Annotated in this window: 16 protein-coding genes and 3 pseudogenes; 7 read left to right on the top strand and 12 right to left on the bottom strand. The window is 73.7% G+C overall.

Features of this window, described 5'->3' with window-relative positions:
* Positions 1-118 precede the first annotated feature (118 nt).
* Positions 119-721: an HAD family hydrolase gene (locus O7598_RS19125; RefSeq protein ID WP_269692685.1), complete on the bottom strand. Its 603-nt coding sequence runs from the start codon at positions 719-721 to the stop codon at positions 119-121.
* A 61-nt stretch (positions 722-782) separates the two neighbouring features.
* On the opposite strand from O7598_RS19125, the gene O7598_RS19120 reads away from it, so the two are divergent.
* On the top strand, positions 783-1,298 hold the full coding sequence (locus O7598_RS19120) for a GNAT family N-acetyltransferase (RefSeq protein ID WP_269692684.1): 516 nt from the start codon (positions 783-785) through the stop codon (positions 1,296-1,298).
* 40 nt (positions 1,299-1,338) lie between these two features.
* Here the strand turns inward: O7598_RS19120 and O7598_RS19115 are convergent, their stop codons facing one another.
* On the bottom strand, positions 1,339-2,232 hold the full coding sequence (locus tag O7598_RS19115) for a hypothetical protein (RefSeq protein WP_269692683.1): 894 nt from the start codon (positions 2,230-2,232) through the stop codon (positions 1,339-1,341).
* 115 nt (positions 2,233-2,347) lie between these two features.
* Between O7598_RS19115 and O7598_RS19110 the strand changes: the two genes are divergently transcribed.
* Entirely contained in the window at positions 2,348-2,875 is a 528-nt protein-coding gene (locus O7598_RS19110) for a DinB family protein (RefSeq protein ID WP_269692682.1), read from the top strand.
* Here the strand turns inward: O7598_RS19110 and O7598_RS19105 are convergent.
* From O7598_RS19105 to O7598_RS19085, 4 genes and pseudogenes are all read right to left on the bottom strand, one after another.
* Complete coding sequence (locus O7598_RS19105) at positions 2,853-3,173, bottom strand: DMT family transporter (RefSeq protein ID WP_269692681.1); 321 nt, start codon at positions 3,171-3,173, stop codon at positions 2,853-2,855. The genes O7598_RS19110 and O7598_RS19105 overlap by 23 nt on opposite strands.
* 25 nt (positions 3,174-3,198) lie before the next feature.
* Positions 3,199-3,399, bottom strand: a complete 201-nt coding sequence (locus O7598_RS19100; protein ID WP_269692680.1) for a DUF397 domain-containing protein — start codon at positions 3,397-3,399, stop codon at positions 3,199-3,201.
* Positions 3,387-3,997: pseudogene (locus O7598_RS31480) on the bottom strand (DUF5753 domain-containing protein); the annotation flags it as partial. The gene O7598_RS19100 and the pseudogene O7598_RS31480, both read right to left, overlap by 13 nt.
* A gap of 94 nt (positions 3,998-4,091) precedes the next feature.
* On the bottom strand, positions 4,092-6,701 hold the full coding sequence (locus O7598_RS19085) for a glycoside hydrolase family 9 protein (RefSeq protein WP_269692678.1): 2,610 nt from the start codon (positions 6,699-6,701) through the stop codon (positions 4,092-4,094).
* Between the two features lie 215 nt (positions 6,702-6,916).
* Between O7598_RS19085 and O7598_RS19080 the strand changes: the two genes are divergently transcribed.
* A complete protein-coding gene (locus O7598_RS19080; RefSeq protein ID WP_269692677.1) occupies positions 6,917-7,642 on the top strand; it encodes a PP2C family protein-serine/threonine phosphatase in 726 nt (241 codons plus the stop codon).
* Between the two features lie 10 nt (positions 7,643-7,652).
* Here O7598_RS19080 and O7598_RS31475 read toward each other — a convergent pair.
* The 3 genes and pseudogenes from O7598_RS31475 to O7598_RS19070 all read right to left on the bottom strand — a co-directional run.
* Positions 7,653-8,639, bottom strand: a pseudogene (locus tag O7598_RS31475) (ATP-dependent helicase C-terminal domain-containing protein); the annotation flags it as partial.
* Between the two features lie 102 nt (positions 8,640-8,741).
* A pseudogene (locus O7598_RS31470) lies at positions 8,742-10,397 on the bottom strand (helicase-related protein); the annotation flags it as partial.
* A gap of 270 nt (positions 10,398-10,667) precedes the next feature.
* Entirely contained in the window at positions 10,668-11,492 is an 825-nt protein-coding gene (locus O7598_RS19070) for a SigB/SigF/SigG family RNA polymerase sigma factor (protein WP_269692675.1), read from the bottom strand.
* A 296-nt stretch (positions 11,493-11,788) separates the two neighbouring features.
* Between O7598_RS19070 and O7598_RS19065 the strand changes: the two genes are divergently transcribed.
* Positions 11,789-12,523, top strand: a complete 735-nt coding sequence (locus O7598_RS19065; protein ID WP_269692674.1) for a hypothetical protein — start codon at positions 11,789-11,791, stop codon at positions 12,521-12,523.
* Here O7598_RS19065 and O7598_RS19060 read toward each other — a convergent pair.
* Positions 12,472-14,061, bottom strand: coding sequence for a phospholipase D family protein (locus tag O7598_RS19060; protein WP_269692673.1), 1,590 nt, complete (start codon positions 14,059-14,061; stop codon positions 12,472-12,474). The two genes, O7598_RS19065 and O7598_RS19060, sit on opposite strands and share 52 nt — an antisense overlap.
* A gap of 144 nt (positions 14,062-14,205) precedes the next feature.
* On the opposite strand from O7598_RS19060, the gene O7598_RS19055 reads away from it, so the two are divergent.
* On the top strand, positions 14,206-14,334 hold the full coding sequence (locus tag O7598_RS19055; protein WP_255292629.1) for a hypothetical protein: 129 nt from the start codon (positions 14,206-14,208) through the stop codon (positions 14,332-14,334).
* A 49-nt stretch (positions 14,335-14,383) separates the two neighbouring features.
* Here O7598_RS19055 and O7598_RS19050 read toward each other — a convergent pair whose 3' ends face one another.
* Positions 14,384-15,370: a pirin family protein gene (locus O7598_RS19050; RefSeq protein ID WP_269692672.1), complete on the bottom strand. Its 987-nt coding sequence runs from the start codon at positions 15,368-15,370 to the stop codon at positions 14,384-14,386.
* 10 nt (positions 15,371-15,380) lie between these two features.
* The gene (locus O7598_RS19045) at positions 15,381-15,863 is read right to left on the bottom strand and encodes a MarR family winged helix-turn-helix transcriptional regulator (protein WP_269692671.1); all 483 of its coding nucleotides are present in this window, start codon (positions 15,861-15,863) and stop codon (positions 15,381-15,383) included.
* Positions 15,864-15,999: 136 nt separating this feature from the next.
* Between O7598_RS19045 and O7598_RS19040 the strand changes: the two genes are divergently transcribed.
* Together O7598_RS19040 and O7598_RS19035 are read left to right on the top strand one after the other, a co-directional pair.
* Entirely contained in the window at positions 16,000-16,545 is a 546-nt protein-coding gene (locus O7598_RS19040) for a GNAT family N-acetyltransferase (protein WP_269692670.1), read from the top strand.
* Between the two features lie 125 nt (positions 16,546-16,670).
* Complete coding sequence (locus O7598_RS19035; protein ID WP_269692669.1) at positions 16,671-17,258, top strand: DUF1684 domain-containing protein; 588 nt, start codon at positions 16,671-16,673, stop codon at positions 17,256-17,258.
* The last annotated feature ends 24 nt before the right edge of the window (positions 17,259-17,282 follow it).

Raw genomic sequence — 17,282 nt, 5'->3', positions numbered from 1 at the left:
TGGGCCGAACGCCCGCGCAGATCTTGGTACGAAACGGCCCCTCCGAGGGCCATCCGCTTCCAAGATCTGGCTAGCTGCACGCTGCCCGGTATCGGTCGCAGGACGAACAAGGGCACGGTCAACGGGTGGCCGCGCGCTCCCGGGGGTGCGGCACCCGGACCGACGCCATGCCGGCCGCCGTCGCTGCCGCCACGCCGAGGTCGGTGTCCTCGAACACGAGGCAACCGGCCGGATCGACGCCGAGCCGCCGGGCGGCCAGCAGGTAGCCCTCCGGGTCGGGCTTGGGGCGGGCGCAGTCCTCGGCGCAGACCATCGTGTCGAACCGGTCGAGCAGGCCCAGCGCGGTGAGCGAGGCGGTCACCGACTCCCGGGTGCTGCCGGACACCACCGCGAACGGCAGCCGCCCGTGCCCGTCCTCGATGTGCGCCAGCACCTCCGGCACCGCGGTCACCCCGGGCAGCAACTCCTGGAACAGGTCCTCCCGGCGGCGGGCCACCACCTCGACCGGCATGGCCAGCCCGTGCCGCCGGTTGAGGTCGACGACGATGTCGGCGACCGGCCGGCCGCCCCACGCGTAGAACAGGTCCTCCGGGAACTCGCAGCCCCACTCCGCCAGCGCCGCGCACCAGGCCCGATGGTGCACGGGCATCGAGTCGACGATCGTGCCGTCGCAGTCGAACAGGTACGCGCGGAAGTCGCCGGCCGGCAGCGGGAGGGTCACCGGTGCAGGGTACGCCGAAATCCGCTCGCCGCGGCCCGCCCGCTCTGCCAGGGTCGGCGCTGTGGAGCACCGCAGCAGAACCGCCCGGGTCGACGAGTTGGCCGACGTGCAGCGGATCGAGGTGGCCTCCGGCGCGCCGTTCCGGGAGATCGGCATGCACCTGGTGGCTGACATGCCGCCGCTGCCACGGGACGCGCTGGCCGCCGGGCAGCGCGCCGGCCGACTGTGGGTCGCGGTCGACCCGGCCGACCGCCCGATCGGGTTCGTGCTCGTCGACCTCGTCGACGGGGCCGCGCACGTGCAGCAGCTCAGCGTCGACCCGGCGTACGCGCGGCGCGGCATCGGCCGAGGGCTGCTCGACGAGGTGGCGCGGTGGGCGGCGGGGCAGGGGCTGCCGGCGTTGACGCTGACCACGTTCCGGTCGGTGCCGTGGAACGGGCCGTACTACGCGCGCTGCGGCTTCCGCGAGCTTTCCGCGGCGGAGCTGACGCCGGGGCTTGTCGAACTACTCGCGGCCGAGGCGGCGCTCGGGCTCGACCCGACCGACCGGGTAGCGATGCGCCGATCGGTTCACTGACTGTCCTCCGGCGTCCCGGCGGGCGGTCGAGGCGTCCCGGTCAGCCGGGCGACGGCAGGCGTTCGGTGGCGAGACAGGAGATGAGGCAGCGTTCCTTGGCGTCACCGAGCAGCCGGGCCGTCCAGTCGGTGAAACCGCCGTCGCCGACCTCCTCCTCGCCGTCGGACAGAGTGAGACGCAGCGCGGCCGCCCGGTAGTAGCCGCGCCCGCGTTGCCGCTGCGGCTCGTCGTGCAGCGGCACCGGGCCCGTGCCGAGCGCCGGGCGGACCGTGTCGGCGAGCCGTTCGGCGACCACCGGGTCGAGGGCCGTGACGTGCATCCGGGGCGCGGCGGCCGGGGCCAGGTCGGCCAGGACCGTACGCCAGAAGCGGAGATGTCGGGTGAGTAACCGCGCCTCGGTGCGACCCGACCCGGTGTCCCGCGCGGTGGAGACCAGCGCGAAGAGCCGGAAGTGCGCAGACCGGCCGGGGCCGAAGTCCTGCGCCCGGAGCACCCGGTGCACGGCGGCGAGATGCACCTCGTCGGCGTGCCGCCGGCGAACGGCCGCCTCGACCGCCAGCGCGTTCGTCGGGTCGCTGACCACCTCGGTGCCCCGCACGGTGGAGACGATCCGGTGCTGGCTGACCGGCGCGACCGCCGCGCAGGTGCCGAGCGGTGCCACCGGCGACAGCTCGACCCCCTGCACGTCGTCGGGCAGCAACGCCCAGATCCGTCCCTCCACCCGGGACAACGCGCGTGGATCGGCGGTGGACGGCCGGACGAACCGGTCCTCCCGCCAGCGTCGCAGCAGCTGCGCCGGCCGGACTGCCGAAGCGCGGTCACGGGCCACGGTAAGCAGGAGCGTCCGCAGGTCGGCCGGGGGGAGTGCGGCGAGCGCCGCGCGGGTGCCGGCCGGCATCGCCGCCCACACCCGAGTCTCCGCGTCCCCGTCCACGGCCCCACGTTCCCGCACCCGCCCGTGGACGTCCACCGGGTTACGCGCGGTGCGGCCGACACCTCGGTGCGGGTAATCGATCGCCCGGACCGCGCTGCCGTGTCACGATCGGCCGGTGGCCCTCACCGCTCCCGCCCTGCTGCGCTGGCAGTTCGATCTGACCTGGTCGTTGTTCGAGCACCACCTCGACCGGCTGGAGCCGGCGGACTTCCTCTGGGAGCCGGCCGCGTCCTGTTGGACGATGCGCCGCGACGCCGACGACGCCTGGCGTCCCGACTGGGCCGACATCGAGCCGGACCCGGTCCCGGTGCCCACGATCGCGTGGCTCACCTGGCATCTCGGGTGGTGGTGGTCGGTCGCCGGTGATCACCTCGGCCGGCGGACGGCGCGGCAGCGTGAGGACGTGGTGTGGCCCGGGCCGGGGGAGGCGACCATCGCCTGGCTGTGCGGCCTACGGAAGGAGTGGACGGACGAGCTCGACCGCCTGACCGCCGACGACCTGGCGCGGCCCGCCGCGTTCCCGTGGCCGTCGGATGCCGGGCTCACGGTGACGCACATGGTCGGCTGGGTCAATGCAGAGCTGATGAAGAACGTGGCCGAGATCGGTCAGCTCCGGCTGCTCAGTGTGCTCCACCGAGGTTGAGCACCACCACGCCGGCGATGACCAGACCGGCCCCGACCACCTTCGCCACGCTCAGCGGTTCGCCCAGGAACGCCGCGCCGACCGCCATGATCGCGGCGGTCCCCAGCCCGGACCAGATCGCGTACGCCACGCCGACCGGGACGTCGCGGACCACGAGGGCGAGCAACCCGAACGCGGCCAGGTAACACGCCACCAGGCCGACCGTCGGCCAGAGCCGGGTGAACCCGTCGCTCGCCTTGAGCAGGCTGGTGCCGATCACCTCGGCCGTGATCGCGAGCGCCAGCAGCAGATATGGCATCTGCGGACCGTACCCCGGGGTCCGGTCAGTTGCGGGCGGGCTCTCTGAGGGTGGCGACGAATCTGTGCCAGGCCGTCGGGGCGAAGATGAGGGTGCCGCCGGCGTGGTCCTTGGAGTCGCGAACGGCGACAACGCCGGGCGGGTTGTCGGCGGCCTCGACGCAATCGGCGCCGTTGGCACTGCTGCGGGTGCTGGTACGCCAACGAGCGCCGGTCAGGTCAGCCATGGCCGTGCCTTCAGGACATCGATGGTCTGGTCGCGCGGTAGCGCCACCGATCGAAGAGTGACCCAGACCTGCCAGAGGGGAGCAACGTCCTTCGTGGTCCGTCCGGCGGCCTGATCGTCGAGGTAGGCCACGTCCTCAGCGCCGTCGGTGCCGGCAATCACGAAGGGGCCAGCCTGGCCGGGACGAAAGCCTGCTCGCAGCGGCAGCACATGCAGCAGCATCCGTGGCCGTTGTGCCATGGTCACCAGGTGGTCGAGCTGTGGTTGCATGATCTCCGGGTCGCCTCGGCGCAACGCCGCCTCGTCGATCACGAAGATGGTCAGTGGTGGCCGGGGCGGTCGAAGACGGCGGCCTGGCGGGCCAGCCGGGCGGTCACGTAGCCCTCCACCTCGTCCACACCGAGCGGTCCGCTGCTCACCACGGCGTGCGCATATTCAGCGGTCCGGAGCAGGCCAGGTACCACCGACGGTTGAAACGAGCGGAGCGTGTCGGCCCGACTCTCCACCTCTGCCCAGGGCAGGAACCAGACCGGTTCTCGGCGGCGGACCACGTCGGGCCACAGCTCGCCGATCTCCGGCAGCGGGTCGCCTAGCCGCGCGGATCATGGAGTTGTGGCACCGGACGGAAGCCGCGGGAGCGACATCCTGGGCGCCACAACTCCATGATCGACGAAACGGTCGACAGCGACCGCGTCAGGAGACGGTGCAGGCCTTTCCGTTCAGGGTGATCAGGGTGGGGTCGGGGTTGGGGGCGGTGGAACCGGTCCCGTTCAGGCCGAACGTGGTGGACGCGCCCGGAGCGAGCTTCGCGTTCCACGGCAGGTTCTTCGCGGTCACCGTGGCGCCGGTCTGGCTGACCTGCGCCGACCAGGCGTGCGTCACCTTCTGGTCGGTGGTGAAGGCCCACCGCAGGCTCCACCCGTTCACCGCCTTCGTGCCGGTGTTGCGCACCGTCACCTGGGTGGTGAAGCCGGTCGGCCAGCTCCCGTGGGTGGTGTAGGAGACCGCGCAGGTGGGTGCCGGCACGGCCGCCGCGTCACCCTGGTCGGCCAGGAACGAGGCGAGCCAGGCCAGCGCCGAGTTCCAGTTGATCGCCACCTCGTTCGTCGCGTACGAGTTGATGTTGTCGACGTAGCAGAACATCGGCGCGCAGCCGGCGAGCAGGTTCGCCGCGTACGGGTCCTGGAGGGCGGCGTTCGGGCCGCCGGCGAGCGAGCCGGCCGGCGGGTTCGGCAGGGCCGGGTCCAACTGGTTGGCGAAGATCCGGCTGTGCTGGTTGTGGGCGTTCTGCTCGCCCCAACCGGTCACGTAGGACATGTTCAGCGCGTTGCGTCCGAACAGGTAGTCGGCGCTCTGCACCGCGCCGTCGCGGTACTTCGCGTCGCGGCTCAGGTCGAACGCGGTGGCCAGCACGATCGCGTTGTTCACCACGTTGCTGTTGCTGCCCCAGACGTACGCGTCGGCGGTGCCGGGCAGCGGCAGCCCGTATGCCTGGTCGGCGACGGTGGCCAGGTAGCGGTCTGCGCCGGCGGTGACCGAGGCGCGGATCCGGGTCTTCTCCGCGGCCGGCAGCGTGTTCGGCACGGTGGCCAGGTCGAGCCGGCCCAGCGCGGCGACGCTCTGCCAGCTGAACGCGCCGTTGGCGGTGAACACGTCGGCGGTGTGCAGCGGCGAGCCGGTGACGTCGGCCAGGTAGGCCTTGTCGCCGGTGCTCAGCCACAGCTCGGCCGCCGCCCAGTAGAACTCGTCGCGGACGTCGGTGTCGTCGTACGCGCCGCCGCCGGTGCCGTCGCTGGCCGAGGCGTAGATCGCCGGGTGCGCCTTGGCCGCCGCGTACGCGGTCTTCGCGGCCGTGCCGCAGCGGGCCGCGTAGGCGGCGTCGTACGGGGCGAACAGCCGCGCGCACTGGGCGGCGACGGCGGCCAGGTTGAGCGTGGCGGCGGTGGACGGCGGGTGCAGCTCGCGCGGCTGCGGGTCGTCCTGCGGGGCGAGCGGGAGGCCGGTCCAGTTCTGGTCGTGGATCTTGTGGTGGACCATCCCGGCCAGCGGCTTGCCGGCCGGCACCTGCATGCGCATCAGGAAGTCCAGCTCCCAGCGGGCCTCGTCGAGGACGTCCGGGACGGCGTTGCCGCGCTCGGGCACCCGCAGCGTGGCGTCGCCGAGGGCCGTGCCGCCGTCGGCGGTCTCCGCGGTCTTGGTCCGCTCGAACGCGTTCAGCAGCTGGTAGGTGGCGATGCCGCCGTTGACCACGTACTTGCCGTGGTCGCCGGCGTCGTACCAGCCGCCGCGCACGTCCAGCTTGTAGTCGCAGACGCCGGGCTGGCAGGGCACGTCGGTGTCGCCCTTGTTGGGGGCGACGTCGAGGTGGCCGGCGGGGCGGGCGTACTCGTCGCCGATCAGGTCGCCGTCGATCGCGATGCCGCTGCGCTGGGCGTAGAAGAACTGCATCGAGTCGGCGCGCAGCCGGTCGTAGAGCGTGCCGGAGATGTCGAACGGGTGGCTGGTCTCGCCGTCGACGGTCAGCGTGTAGCCGGCGCCGGGCGTGCGGTAGGCGGAGAAGTCGACGGTCTGCACGTTCTGCGCGGAGGCGTCGTCCACCCCGCGCGGCGCGGTCTCGCCGCTGGCCACCACGGCCCCGGCGGCCGACTTCAGCTGCCAGCGCAGCGCCTCGGTGGCGTCGGTGACGACGGTGGCGTGCTTCGGCCCGCCGGGCAGGTAGCCGACCTGGTTGACCCGGACCCGCGGGCCGGTGTCCGGCTCGTACGGCGGGGCCGCCTCGCCGCCGCGCAGCGAGACGTTGTCGAGGCAGAACGTCTGCGCCTGCGCGCTGCCGCCGATCTGGAAGATCAGCTGGGCGCCGGCGTTGTCGGCCGGCGCGGTGAACGTGGTGGTGACGTGCTTCGCGGTGGCGGTGGCGGTGGCGTCGACGCTCGCGTACGTCGTGTAGGGGGCGCTGCCGAGCTGGAGGACCGCCTTGAGGGCCGCGCCGGGGGTGGCGGAGACGTCGAAGGACAGCTCGTACTCGGCGCCGGAGATCAGCGGCACGGCGTCCTGGCCGATGCCGGCGTCCCACGGGTTCGCGGTGCCGGCGGCGACCGTGGTGCAGAGGCGGCCGTCGGTGACGGCCAGCTCGCCGGTGCCGTAGGAGAACCAGGGGGAGACGCCGGCGCTGAAGTCGCCGTTGCGCAGTTGCTCGGGGGCGTCCGGGGGTACTTCGGCAAGGGCCGGACCGGCGGTGGTGCCGGTGAGGGCCAACGCGGCGGCCGCGGTGAGCGCGACCAGCCGACGACGGGATCGGGTCACGGAGGTTCCTTCCGTGCTCGGGGGTGGTGGGAGAGAGCACGGGAGCTGGGAGCGCTCCCAATATCAGGCCGATGTTTCCACCGCGTTCCGCCGCTGTCAATCGATCCGGTCCGATGGCGCTCCCGCGCCCGTGCGCAGTGGGATTCCGCGCGCCACGTACGATGATGGTGATCTCCTAGAGACAACCGAGTCCCCGACCTGGCAGGCTGCGTCCCATGACCCTGAAGCTTCGTTCCGTCGGAGCGAGCGACCGTGGGCTGATCCGCAGCGGCAACCAGGACGCGCAGCACGCCGGCCCCTGGCTGGTCGCGGTCGCCGACGGCATGGGCGGCATGGCGGCCGGCGACCTGGCCAGCCGCATCGCGATCGACGCCATCTCCCCGCTGGACGTGGAGACGCCGGAGGACGCGCTGGTCGCCGCGTTGCAGGGGGCCATCGAGCGGGCCACCGTGGGCATCCGCCAGGCGGTCGAGGAGGACCCGGAGCGCCAGGGCATGGGCACCACGCTGACCGCGCTGCTGTTCGCCCGCACCGGCAGTTGCCTGGCCCTGGCGCACGTCGGCGACTCCCGGGCCTACCTGTTCCGCGAGGGCGTGCTCAAGCAGGTCACCCGCGACGACACCTTCGTCCAGATGCTCGTCGACCAGGGCCTCATCACCCCCGACCAGGCGAGCAGCCACCCCCGCCGGGCCGTGGTCACCCAGGCGTTGCAGGGCGACCAGGTGTCGCCGGCGTACGCGACCATGGTGCCCCGGGCCGGCGACCGCTGGCTGCTGTGCAGCGACGGCCTCTCCAACGTGGTCCGCGCCGACACCCTCACCGAGGTGCTCGGCGAGGGCCTGGAACGGGACGCCTGCGCGGCCCGGCTCATCGACCTCGCGCTGCGCGCCGGCGGCCCGGACAACGTCACCGTCGTCATCGCCGACGTCGTCGAGGAGTGAGCCGCGCGGCTCAACGCCGACGCGGGCTGGCCCGGCGCGTCGGCTCGGCCGTGGTCGGGTCCTCCGGCCACGGGTGACGCGGATAGCGCCCACGCAGCTCCGCCCGCACCTGCGGATAGCCACCACGCCAGAACGACGCCAGGTCGGCGGTGACCGCCACCGGCCGTCCGGCGGGGGAGAGCAGGTGCAGCAGCACCGGCACCCGCCCGTCGGCGATCCGCGGCACGTCCCGCCAGCCGAACGTCTCCTGGAGCTTCACCGCGAGCACCGGGGCCGCCGGGTCGCCGTAGTCCACCCGGACCCGTGAGCCGCTCGGCACCGCGAGCCGCTCCGGCGCCAGCTCGTCGAGCCGCGCCGCCTGCCGCCAGTCGAGCAGCCGGCGCAACGCCGAGGCCACGTCCACCCGGGCCAGGTCGGCCCGGCGGCGGGCCCGGGCCAGCTCCGGGCCGAGCCAGACGGGCGCGGCGTCGAGCAGCGCGGCGTCGGACACGTCCGGCCAGTCGTCGCCGAGCGCCTGCCGGCAGAAGGCCAGCCGGCGGCGCAGCGCGGTCGCTTCCGGCGTCCACCGCAGCAGCCCCGCACCCTCCTGCCGCAGCCCGTCCAGCACCGCCGCGGCCACCAGCTCCGGGTCGGGCGCGGCGAGCGGCCGGTCGACCAGCTCGATGGCGCCGAGGCGGACCACCTCCCGGGCCACCACGTCCCCGCCGGCCCAGCCGACCTCCCGACCCGCGCGCAGCAGCGCCGCGCCGGCCTCGCGCGCGGTGGCCTCGTCGACCGGCGCCGCCAGCCGCACCCGGGCGGCCGGCGCGCCGGGGGAGCGGTCGGCCACCGCGACGGCCAGCCACGTCGACCCGGCCAGCCCCGACCCGGCCGTCAGCTCCGCCTCGGTCCCACCCGCCATCAGGTACGCGGACCCGCCGGCCCGCCGCACCCGGGCCAGCCGTTCCGGGTACGCCAACCCGGCCAGCAGCCCCGCGGCCAGATCGTCGGGCAGCCGCCCCGGCCGGCCGCCGGCCTCCTCCGCATCTCGCCCGGACCGGCCGCCGGCCTCCTCCGCATCTCGCCCGGACCGGCCGCCGGCCTCCTCCGCATCTCGTCCGCGCCGGCCGCCGGTCCTCCCGGTGGCGGGCTGCGGTCGGCCGTCGGCCGTCCCGGCGGGCAACTCCGGCTGGTCGGCGGTCCGCTGCGGTCGGCGGTCGGCGGGCAGAGCCGCGCGCAGGCGGCGTACCTCGGCACGCCAGCGGCCGGTCGCGGCCGGGTCGGCGGCGGCGCGCAGCCGCCGCCAGCGGGCCGGCAGGTCGTCCCCGGTGCCGCCCAGCGTCTCCTCGGCGAGCATCGCCACCACCTCGGCGGCCCGGTCGACGCCCACCCGCGACGCGCCGTCGAGAAGCGCCCGGGCCAGCCGGGGATGGGCACCGACCGCCGCGATCGCGCGGCCCCGCGCGGTGACCCGGCCGTCGGCGTCGACCGCGCCGAGCGTGGTCAGCGTCTCCCGGGCTACTGTCAGCGCGGCCGTGGGCGGCGGGTCGGGCAGGGCCAGGCCGGTGCCGTCGGGTGCGCCCCAGACGGCCAACTCCAGCGCGAACCCGGTCAGGTCGGCGGTGGCGATCTCCGGCTCGGGCTGCGCGGCGAGCCGGGCGTGCGTCGCCTCCGACCAGCAGCGGTAGACCGCGCCGGGCGCCTCCCGCCCGGCTCGGCCGGCCCGCTGGGTCGCCGCCGCCCGGGACACCGGCACGGTGACCAGCGCGCCCAACCCGCGGGCCAGGTCGGTACGCGGAACCCGGCTGAGCCCGGCGTCCACCACCACCCGTACCCCGGGCACTGTCAGGCTGCTCTCCGCCACCGCGGTGGCCAGCACGACCCGCCGCCGGGCCCCGGCGCTGCCGGGTCCCGTCCTTCCGGTTCCCGCGTCGGTGGCAGGCGCTCCGTTCGAGGCCAGCGCGGCGTCCTGGGCGGTCGCGGAGAGTCGACCGTGCAGCGGCAGCACCGCGACGGTGTCGCGCAGGTCCGCCAGCCGCCCGGTGACAGCCGCGATCTCACCGGCGCCGGGCAGGAAGACCAGCACGTCGCCGGCGCGTTCGCGCAGCGCCCGGCGGACCGTGGCGGCTACGTGGTCCAGCAGCACCGGGTCCACCCGGCCGCCGCCGGTCGGGACGACCGGGCGCGGTGGCGGCGCCCACACCCGCTCAACCGGGTGCAGGGCGGCCTCGGCCCGCACGATCGGCGCGGGCTCGTCGCCGCCGAGCAGCGCGGCGAACCGGTCCGCCTGCGGGGTCGCCGACATCGCGAGCAGCCAGAGGTCCGGACGCAGGGTGGCCCGGGCCTCCACACCGAACGCCAGTGCCAGATCGGCGTCGAGCTGCCGTTCGTGGCATTCGTCGAGCAGGATCGCGCCCACCCCGGGCAGCTCCGGGTCGTGGTGCAGTCGGCGTACCAGCAGGCCGGTGGTGACCACCTCGACCCGGGTACGCGGTCCGCCGCGCCGCTCACCGCGTACCGCGTAGCCGATCCGTTCGCCGACCCGCTCGCCGAGCAGGGCGGCCATCCGGTGCGCGGCGGCGCGGGCGGCCACCCGCCGGGGCTGGGCGATCACCACCCGCCCGGTGATCGCGTCCGCGACCGCGAGCGGCGCGGTGGTGGTCTTGCCGGTCCCCGGCGGCGCCACCAGGACGCCGACGCCTCGCTGCCGCAGCGCGGCGACCAGCGTGGGCAGCACCGGCCGGACCGGCAGGTCGAGGGACACGTCAGCGAGCACGCCCCCACTCTCGCACCCACCCCCACCCCACCCTGCGCAAGGAGGGGTCCCCTGTTAACGCCTGCGGTAGAGGTAGGGCCCCCTGTTGACGCCCGAGTTGGAGGTGCCTCCCGCACCTGCCGCGATGATCGTCCGCGGCCCCGGTTGCCAAGCCTCGCGCCAGGACGAGTGAGAAGGGGCCCCCTCTCTACCGGAGGCGTTAACAGGGGGCCCCTCCTTACACGCCGAGGCCCGGGCGGCGCATCGCCACCCGGGCCTTTCCGCCTACCTCTAGTACGTTCCGTCGAGCTGGCCGCGCAGCTTGGTCAGCGCCCGGGCCAGCAGCCGGGACACGTGCATCTGCGAGACGCCGATCTGCTCGGCGATCTGCGACTGGGTCAGGTTGCCGTAGAAGCGCAGCGTGAGGATCCGCTGCTCGCGCTGGTCGAGCGTGGCGAGCGCCGGGCCGAGCGCGACCCGCATCTCGGCCAGCTCGAACTCGCCGTCCTCGCCGCCGAGCAGGTCGCCGAGCTCGGTGGCGCGCTCGCCGTCCCCGGTCGGGGTGGACAGCGACACCGCGTTGTAGGCGCGGGCGCCCTCCAGGCCCTCCAGCACCTCTTCCTCGGTGACCTTGAGGTGGGCGGCGATGTCGGCGACCGTCGGCGAGCGGCCGAGCGTCTGGAGCAGGGTGCTGTTGGCGTCGGAGATCGCCAGGCGCAGCTCCTGGAGCCGGCGCGGCACCCGGATGTCCCAGGTGCGGTCGCGGAAGTGTCGCTTGAGCTCGCCGATGATGGTCGGGATGGCGTAGCCGGCGAAGTCGACGCCGCGGGACGGGTCGAACTTGTCGATCGCCTTGATCAGGCCGATCGCGGCGGTCTGCACCAGGTCGTCGTTGGGCTCGCCGCGACCGCTGTAGCGGTGGGCGAGGTGGTTGGCCAGCGGGAGCCAGGCCTCGATGGCGCGGTCGCGCAGGGCGGGCCGCGAGGGGTGGTTCGCCGGCAGCGCGGCCATCGTGTCGAGCAGGTTGGCGGCGCTGTCGGTGAGCGAGCGGGGGTCGAGCTTCGCGGAGCCGGCCGGCCTGGTTGTCGCCGGGGCGCTCGTCGTGTGGGCGGTCATGGTGGTCCTCCCTGCACCTCGTCCGCGGAGAAAAAAGAAGAGACGCTTTGGTTTAGGTTTAACTGGTCCGTTCGGGAGCAACCGTAGCCTGATCGGCCAACAAAAATCCAGCCGAAAGTACGATGTACTTAAGGCATATCAGGGTAGGAAAGGCCCGGATCGGGGCATAGTCGGCGCGGAACGTCCGCCGATCGGTCAAGGAAGAACCCGACAGTAAGGGGGACACTGTCGTCTTTCTGTCGTTGTCCCGCCGACGAGACCGCCCGTAGCGTCCCTAGGGACACTACGGAGGCACCGTGCTGGATCCCGCCGCGCCGCAACTCGTCATCAACGCCCGGACGCTGCTGTTCAGCTGGCTCCCGGCGGACCCCGACGCGGCCGAGGCGCTGGTTCCCGCCGCCCTCCGGCCGCACCCGGAGCGGCAGGTCTTCCTCAACCAGTACGTGGTCGACGACGAGACGCAGACCTCCGGCTTCGGCGCCTACTCGCTGACCTACCTGGGTGTCTCACTGGCGGGCATGGAGCCGCCGGACCGGGAGACCCCGGGCGGATGGTGGACGCACTACCTGGCGTCCAGCACCCGGGTCCGGCACTACGCCGCCGCGCGCGGCGCCCCGGCCCAGGAGGGCGTCACCCAGATCGAGCTGCGGGCCGGGCGTCTCACCGCCGAGACCTGGGCCGACGGTCGGCCGCTGATCCGGGTCACCGCCCGGGTCGGGCACACCGGCACCGAGGCGCACAGTGGCCACCACCGCTACCTCACCCGCCGCGACGGGGAACTGATCGTCACCGACTATCCGTACGTGGCCGAGCCGGTCTCGCCGTTCGAGGTGGAGTCGGTGGAGTTCCTGGCGCCCGAGCACCCGGTCTACGCGCTGCGCCCGGCGAACCCGCTGCACGTGTGCTGGGGGTTCTACTCACCGCGGGTCTCCTTCGCGTACCCGGCCCGACCGAACCCGCTGGACGAGCCGGTGCCGGTTCACCAGGTGCCGGCGCGTCGGGCCCGCAGCGGCCTGCCGTCCGGGTCGTAGACCAGCCGGTACGCCGGCAGCGCCCAGATCCGCGTACGCCAGGGCAGCCGCTCCGGTCGGTGCGGCCGCAACCGGCCGGGCGGACGGGGACCGACGCGGCCGCCGGTGTGCCAGCGGTCCAGTTCCTCCGCCGCCGCGTCGATCGCCGCCACCGCGTCCGCCGGGTCCAGCAGGTCGTCGTCCTGCGTGCCGTCCGGGTCGCGGTCCAGATGCTCGCGCCACAGCCGCAACCGCAGGTCCCGGGCGAAGGCGCGGGCGCCGTCGCCCAGCCCGGCGGGGTCGGTGGGCGCCCGCTCGTCGCGGGTGTCGTCGAGGACGGCGCAGGACAGTTCGCTGTCGTGGGTCCAGGACCGGCGGTTGAAGTTGTCGCTGCCCACGCTGGCCCAGACGTCGTCGACCACGCAGGCCTTGGCGTGCACGTAGACCGGGGTGCCCTCGTGGTTCTCCACGTCGAACACGTGCACCCGGTCGGGCGCGGCCCGGTGGCAGAGCGAGAGCGCCTGCTCCCGGCCCACCATGTTCGGTGGCAGCGCCAGCTTGCCGTCCACGTCCGGATGCCGGGGCACCACCGCCACCAGGTGCAGCTCCGGATGCTCGCGCAGCGCCTGGGCGAACAGCTCGGCCACCTCGGTGGACCAGAGGTACTGGTCCTCCAGGTAGATCAGCCGCCGGGCCCGGCGTACCGCCTTGGTGTAGCCGCGGGCCACGGTGCGCTCGCCGTCCGGGGCGAAGGAGTAGCGCGGGCGGACCGCCGGATAGGTGCGCAGCACCTGCACGTGGTGCGGGCCGAGCGGCGGGGGGTCGGCCGGCTGCTCGGGCAGCGGGTCCGGCGTGAGGTCCGAGCCGCGCAGTCGGTCCCGCAGGTAGGCCAGCGGGTTCTCCGAGTCCAGCGGCATCGGGTCGGTCCACCGCTCGCGGAACGTGGTGTCGAGCGCGCCGACCACCGGGCCGCGCAGCGCGAGCTGCACGTCGTGCCAGGGCGGCGTCGGGCCGTACCGGGGGGACATGGCCACCGGCTGCGGGTCGCCGGCGTGGCCGGCGTCGTCGCGGCGGCTGTGGCACAGGTCGATGCCGCCGGCGAACGCGACGTCGCGGCTCGGGTCGTCGGGGTGGCGCAGCACCACCAGCTTCTGGTGGTGCGAGCCGCCGCGGCGGACCCGCTGGTCGAGCAGCACCTCGCCACCGGCCGCGCGGAGGGTCTCGCTGAGGTCGCGGTTCTCCGCCTCGCTGTAGGAGAGGGTGTCGAGGTGGGAGCGCCAGATCAGCCCCTTGACGATCACCCCGCGTTGGGCGGCCTGGGCGAACAACTGGGCCACGGTCGGGCCGTCCGGGCGCATCCGCTGGTCCGGGTCGCCCCGCCAGTCGGTGAAGAACAGGTGGTCGCCTTCGCGCAGCGCCTCCACCTCGCTGACCAGCCGGTCAAAGTACGCGGCGCCGTGGACGAGCGGCTCGACGAGGTTTCCATCGGTCCAGACGGGTAACTCAGACCCTGGGTTGGCGCGTTCCTGTGCGGTGAGGAACCAGTCCCGCAGGGTCACGTTCCAGCCTCCCGAGGTCGATGACGTCCTCACACGGTAGGACCCCCGGTAGGGCCCCGCACCACGACGCAGCAGGTCGGCGGCGGTGGCATGTGCCTGGGGTACCCCGGACCCCTGGACCGCGAAACTCAAGGAGGCACCGACATGCCCGCCGAGACGACGAACACCGTGACCGACGACCGCGACCAGGCGGTGGAGGGGGAGCGGGGTGCGCTGGTGGCGGTCCTGTTGATGGTGATCCTGGGGGTGGCCGGGATCTTCGCCGTCTCCTGAGCCGCCCGGGCGCCCCGGTGGACCGGAGCGCCCGAGCATGCTCACCCGGTCAGGGGCGGTCGCCCTGGCCGTCGCTGTGCGGCACCCGCCCGCTCGGGACCACCCCGAGCCGGCCGGCCTGGAAGTCCTCGACCGCCTGGATCAGCTCGGCCCGGGTGTTCATCACGAACGGGCCGTAGTGCGCCACCGGCTCGCGGATGGGCTGCCCGCCCATGAGGTAGAGCTCCAGCGTCGGGGTGTTGCCGTCCTGCGCCCGGTCGGCGGTGATCCGCAGCGCGTCGCCCGGCCCGTGCACGGCGAGCTGGCCGAGGCGGATCGGCTGCCGGTCGGTGCCCACCGTGCCCCGACCGGCGAGCACGTAGACCAGCGCGTTGAAGTCGGCCCGCCAGGGCAGGCTCAGCTCCGCGCCGGGCTGCAGCGTCACGTGCGCGATGGTGATCGGGGTGTGGGTCGAGCCCGGCCCCTGGTGACCGGCGATCTCGCCGGCGATCACCCGGATCAGGCCGCCGCCGTCCGGCGTGGTCAGCAGCGCCGACTCCCGGCCGCGGATGTCCTGGTAGCGCGGCGGGCTCATCTTGGCCACCCGGGGCAGGTTGACCCAGAGCTGCAGGCCGTGGAACAGGCCGCCGCTCATCACCAGGTGCTCCGGCGGCGCCTCGATGTGGAGCAGGCCGCTGCCGGCCGTCATCCACTGGGTGTCGCCGTCGGTGATGGTGCCGCCGCCACCTGTCGAGTCCTGGTGGTCCATGATCCCGTCGATCATGTAGGTCACCGTCTCGAAGCCCCGGTGCGGGTGCCACGAGGTGCCCTTCGGCTCGCCCGGCGCGTAGTCGACCTCGCCCATCTGGTCGAGGTGGATGAACGGGTCGAGGTCGGTCATCGAGACCCCGGCGAAGGCCCGGCGGACCGGGAAGCCCTCACCCTCGTAGCCGCTCGGCGCGGTGGTGATCCGGCGGACCGGGCGGTAGGTGGTGGACTCGTCGAGCTTCGGCAGGCGGGGCAGGACGAGGACGTCGTCGACGGTGATCGCGGGCATCGCGGTCTCCTTACTTGTCGGCCGGGGTGGACGACGCGATCCGGTCGGCGCGCAGGCGCCGGCCGAGCCGCTCGAAGACCCGGGTGAGGCAGGCGACCTCGGCGTCGTCGAGATCGTCGATCAGGTGGGTGCGCACGGAGCGCAGGTGGTGCGGCGCGGCCTCGCGCAGGGTCAGCAGCCCGGCCGCGGTGAGCACGGCCTCGCTGCCGCGCCGGTCCGCGGGGCAGGACTCCTTGGCCACCAGGCCGCGCTTCTGCATCGTGGTGATCTGGTAGGTCAGCCGGCTCGGGGAGAACACCAGCCGGTCGGCCAGCTCGCCCATGCGCAGCCGCTGCCCGGGCGCCTCGGAGAGCAGCACCAGCACGTGGTAGTCGGCGAAGCTCAGCTCGCTGTCCGCGCGCAGGTCGTCCTCCAGCTGGGTGAACAGCCGCTGGCTCGACTCGATGTAGGCGCGCCAGCAAGCCGTCCGCTCCGCGTCCAGGCTCTCCGTCATGCCCCGAAGAGTAGCACTATTTAAAATTTAAACAAGCTCTTCGCTCTGAGGCTCAGGGAAGTTTTCGGGACAGCTTCCGGAAACTCGTTGAAAAATGAAGCGATTAGCCCGGCCGTGACGTGTCATGATCCGGCGGGTGGATGACGTGGAGCTGACCGCGGCGGGACTCCGGCTGCGTGCCTGGCGGGACGAGGACGCGCCGGCCGTGCTGGCCGCACTCGCCGATCCGATGATCGACAGGTGGAACGGTCAGGGCGTCACCGATCTGGCCCGGGCTCTCGACTGGGTGCGGTGGCGCGCCGACCGGACCTCGGGCACCCGACTGTCGCTGGCGGTGACCGACGAAACCGACGCGCTGCTGGGCGCGGTGTCGCTCAACGACATTCGGGGTGAAAACGCGTCGATCGGCTACTGGACGGCGGCCGAGGCGCGCGGCCGAGGCGTCGCACTCCGCGCGGTGACCGTGCTGACCGCCTGGGGCTTCCGCGAGCACGGCCTGCATCGCATCGAGCTGTGCCACGCGGTCGCCAACCCGGCCTCGTGCCGCGTCGCCGAGCGCGCCGGTTACCGCTTGGAGGGCACCCTGCGCGAGTCGCACGTCTACGGCGACGGCCACCGACACGACGAACACCTGCACGTCCGCCTCACCACCGACCCGCATCCCGCCCTCGGTCCCCGCTGAACACGTCGATCTTGGAGTTGTGGTCGCTCACAAATGGTGCCGAAGGCATGTCCGAGGCGCCACAACTCCAAGATCGACGAAAGGAGGGTGGGGTGGTGGGGAGAGGGGGTGGTTAGGGTCGGGGGATGGATGATCTCGACGTGCTGGACTGGCGGGAGCGGGTGGCCGCGCTCTACCTGTCCGACCTCGACCTGGGCGGGTTCCGCGCGGCGCGGGACGCGCTGTTCGGCAGTCATCCGAGCAGCCCGGTCCCGGTCGACGAGCGGGCCGGCTTCACCGGGCTGCGCTGGTATCCGCCCGACCCGGACGCCGTGGTCGAGGCGCCGCTGCGGCAGGCCTCGGGCGGGCTGAGCATCGACACCGGCGGCCCGGACGGCGTGGTCGACTACCGCCGGGTGGCGGTCGCCGAGACGCCCTGGGGGCCGCTGACGCTCTGGTGGATCGACGCGTACGGCGGTGGGCTGTTCGTGCCGCTGCGCGACGCCAGCTGCGGCGACGGGTCCTACGGCGGGGGGCGCTACCTCACCGACACGGTGAAGGGCACGTTCGGGCGCGGCCTGACGGTGCTGCCCGGCGACCGGGTCCGGCTGGACGCCAACTACCTCTACAACCCCAGCTGCGCCTACGACGACCGGTGGGCCTGCCCGCTCGCCCCGCCGGAGAACCGCGTGGACGTGCCGCTGCGCGCCGGCGAGCGGGCCTGGCACGCCTGACACGGAAGGGAGGGCCCCGGGCGG

This window comes from Micromonospora sp. WMMC241 (assembly GCF_027460165.1).
GTDB lineage: Bacteria > Actinomycetota > Actinomycetes > Mycobacteriales > Micromonosporaceae > Micromonospora > Micromonospora humi.
The sequence above is the reverse complement of the archived record's forward strand: the minus strand, read 5'-3'. Positions and strand labels throughout refer to the sequence as shown.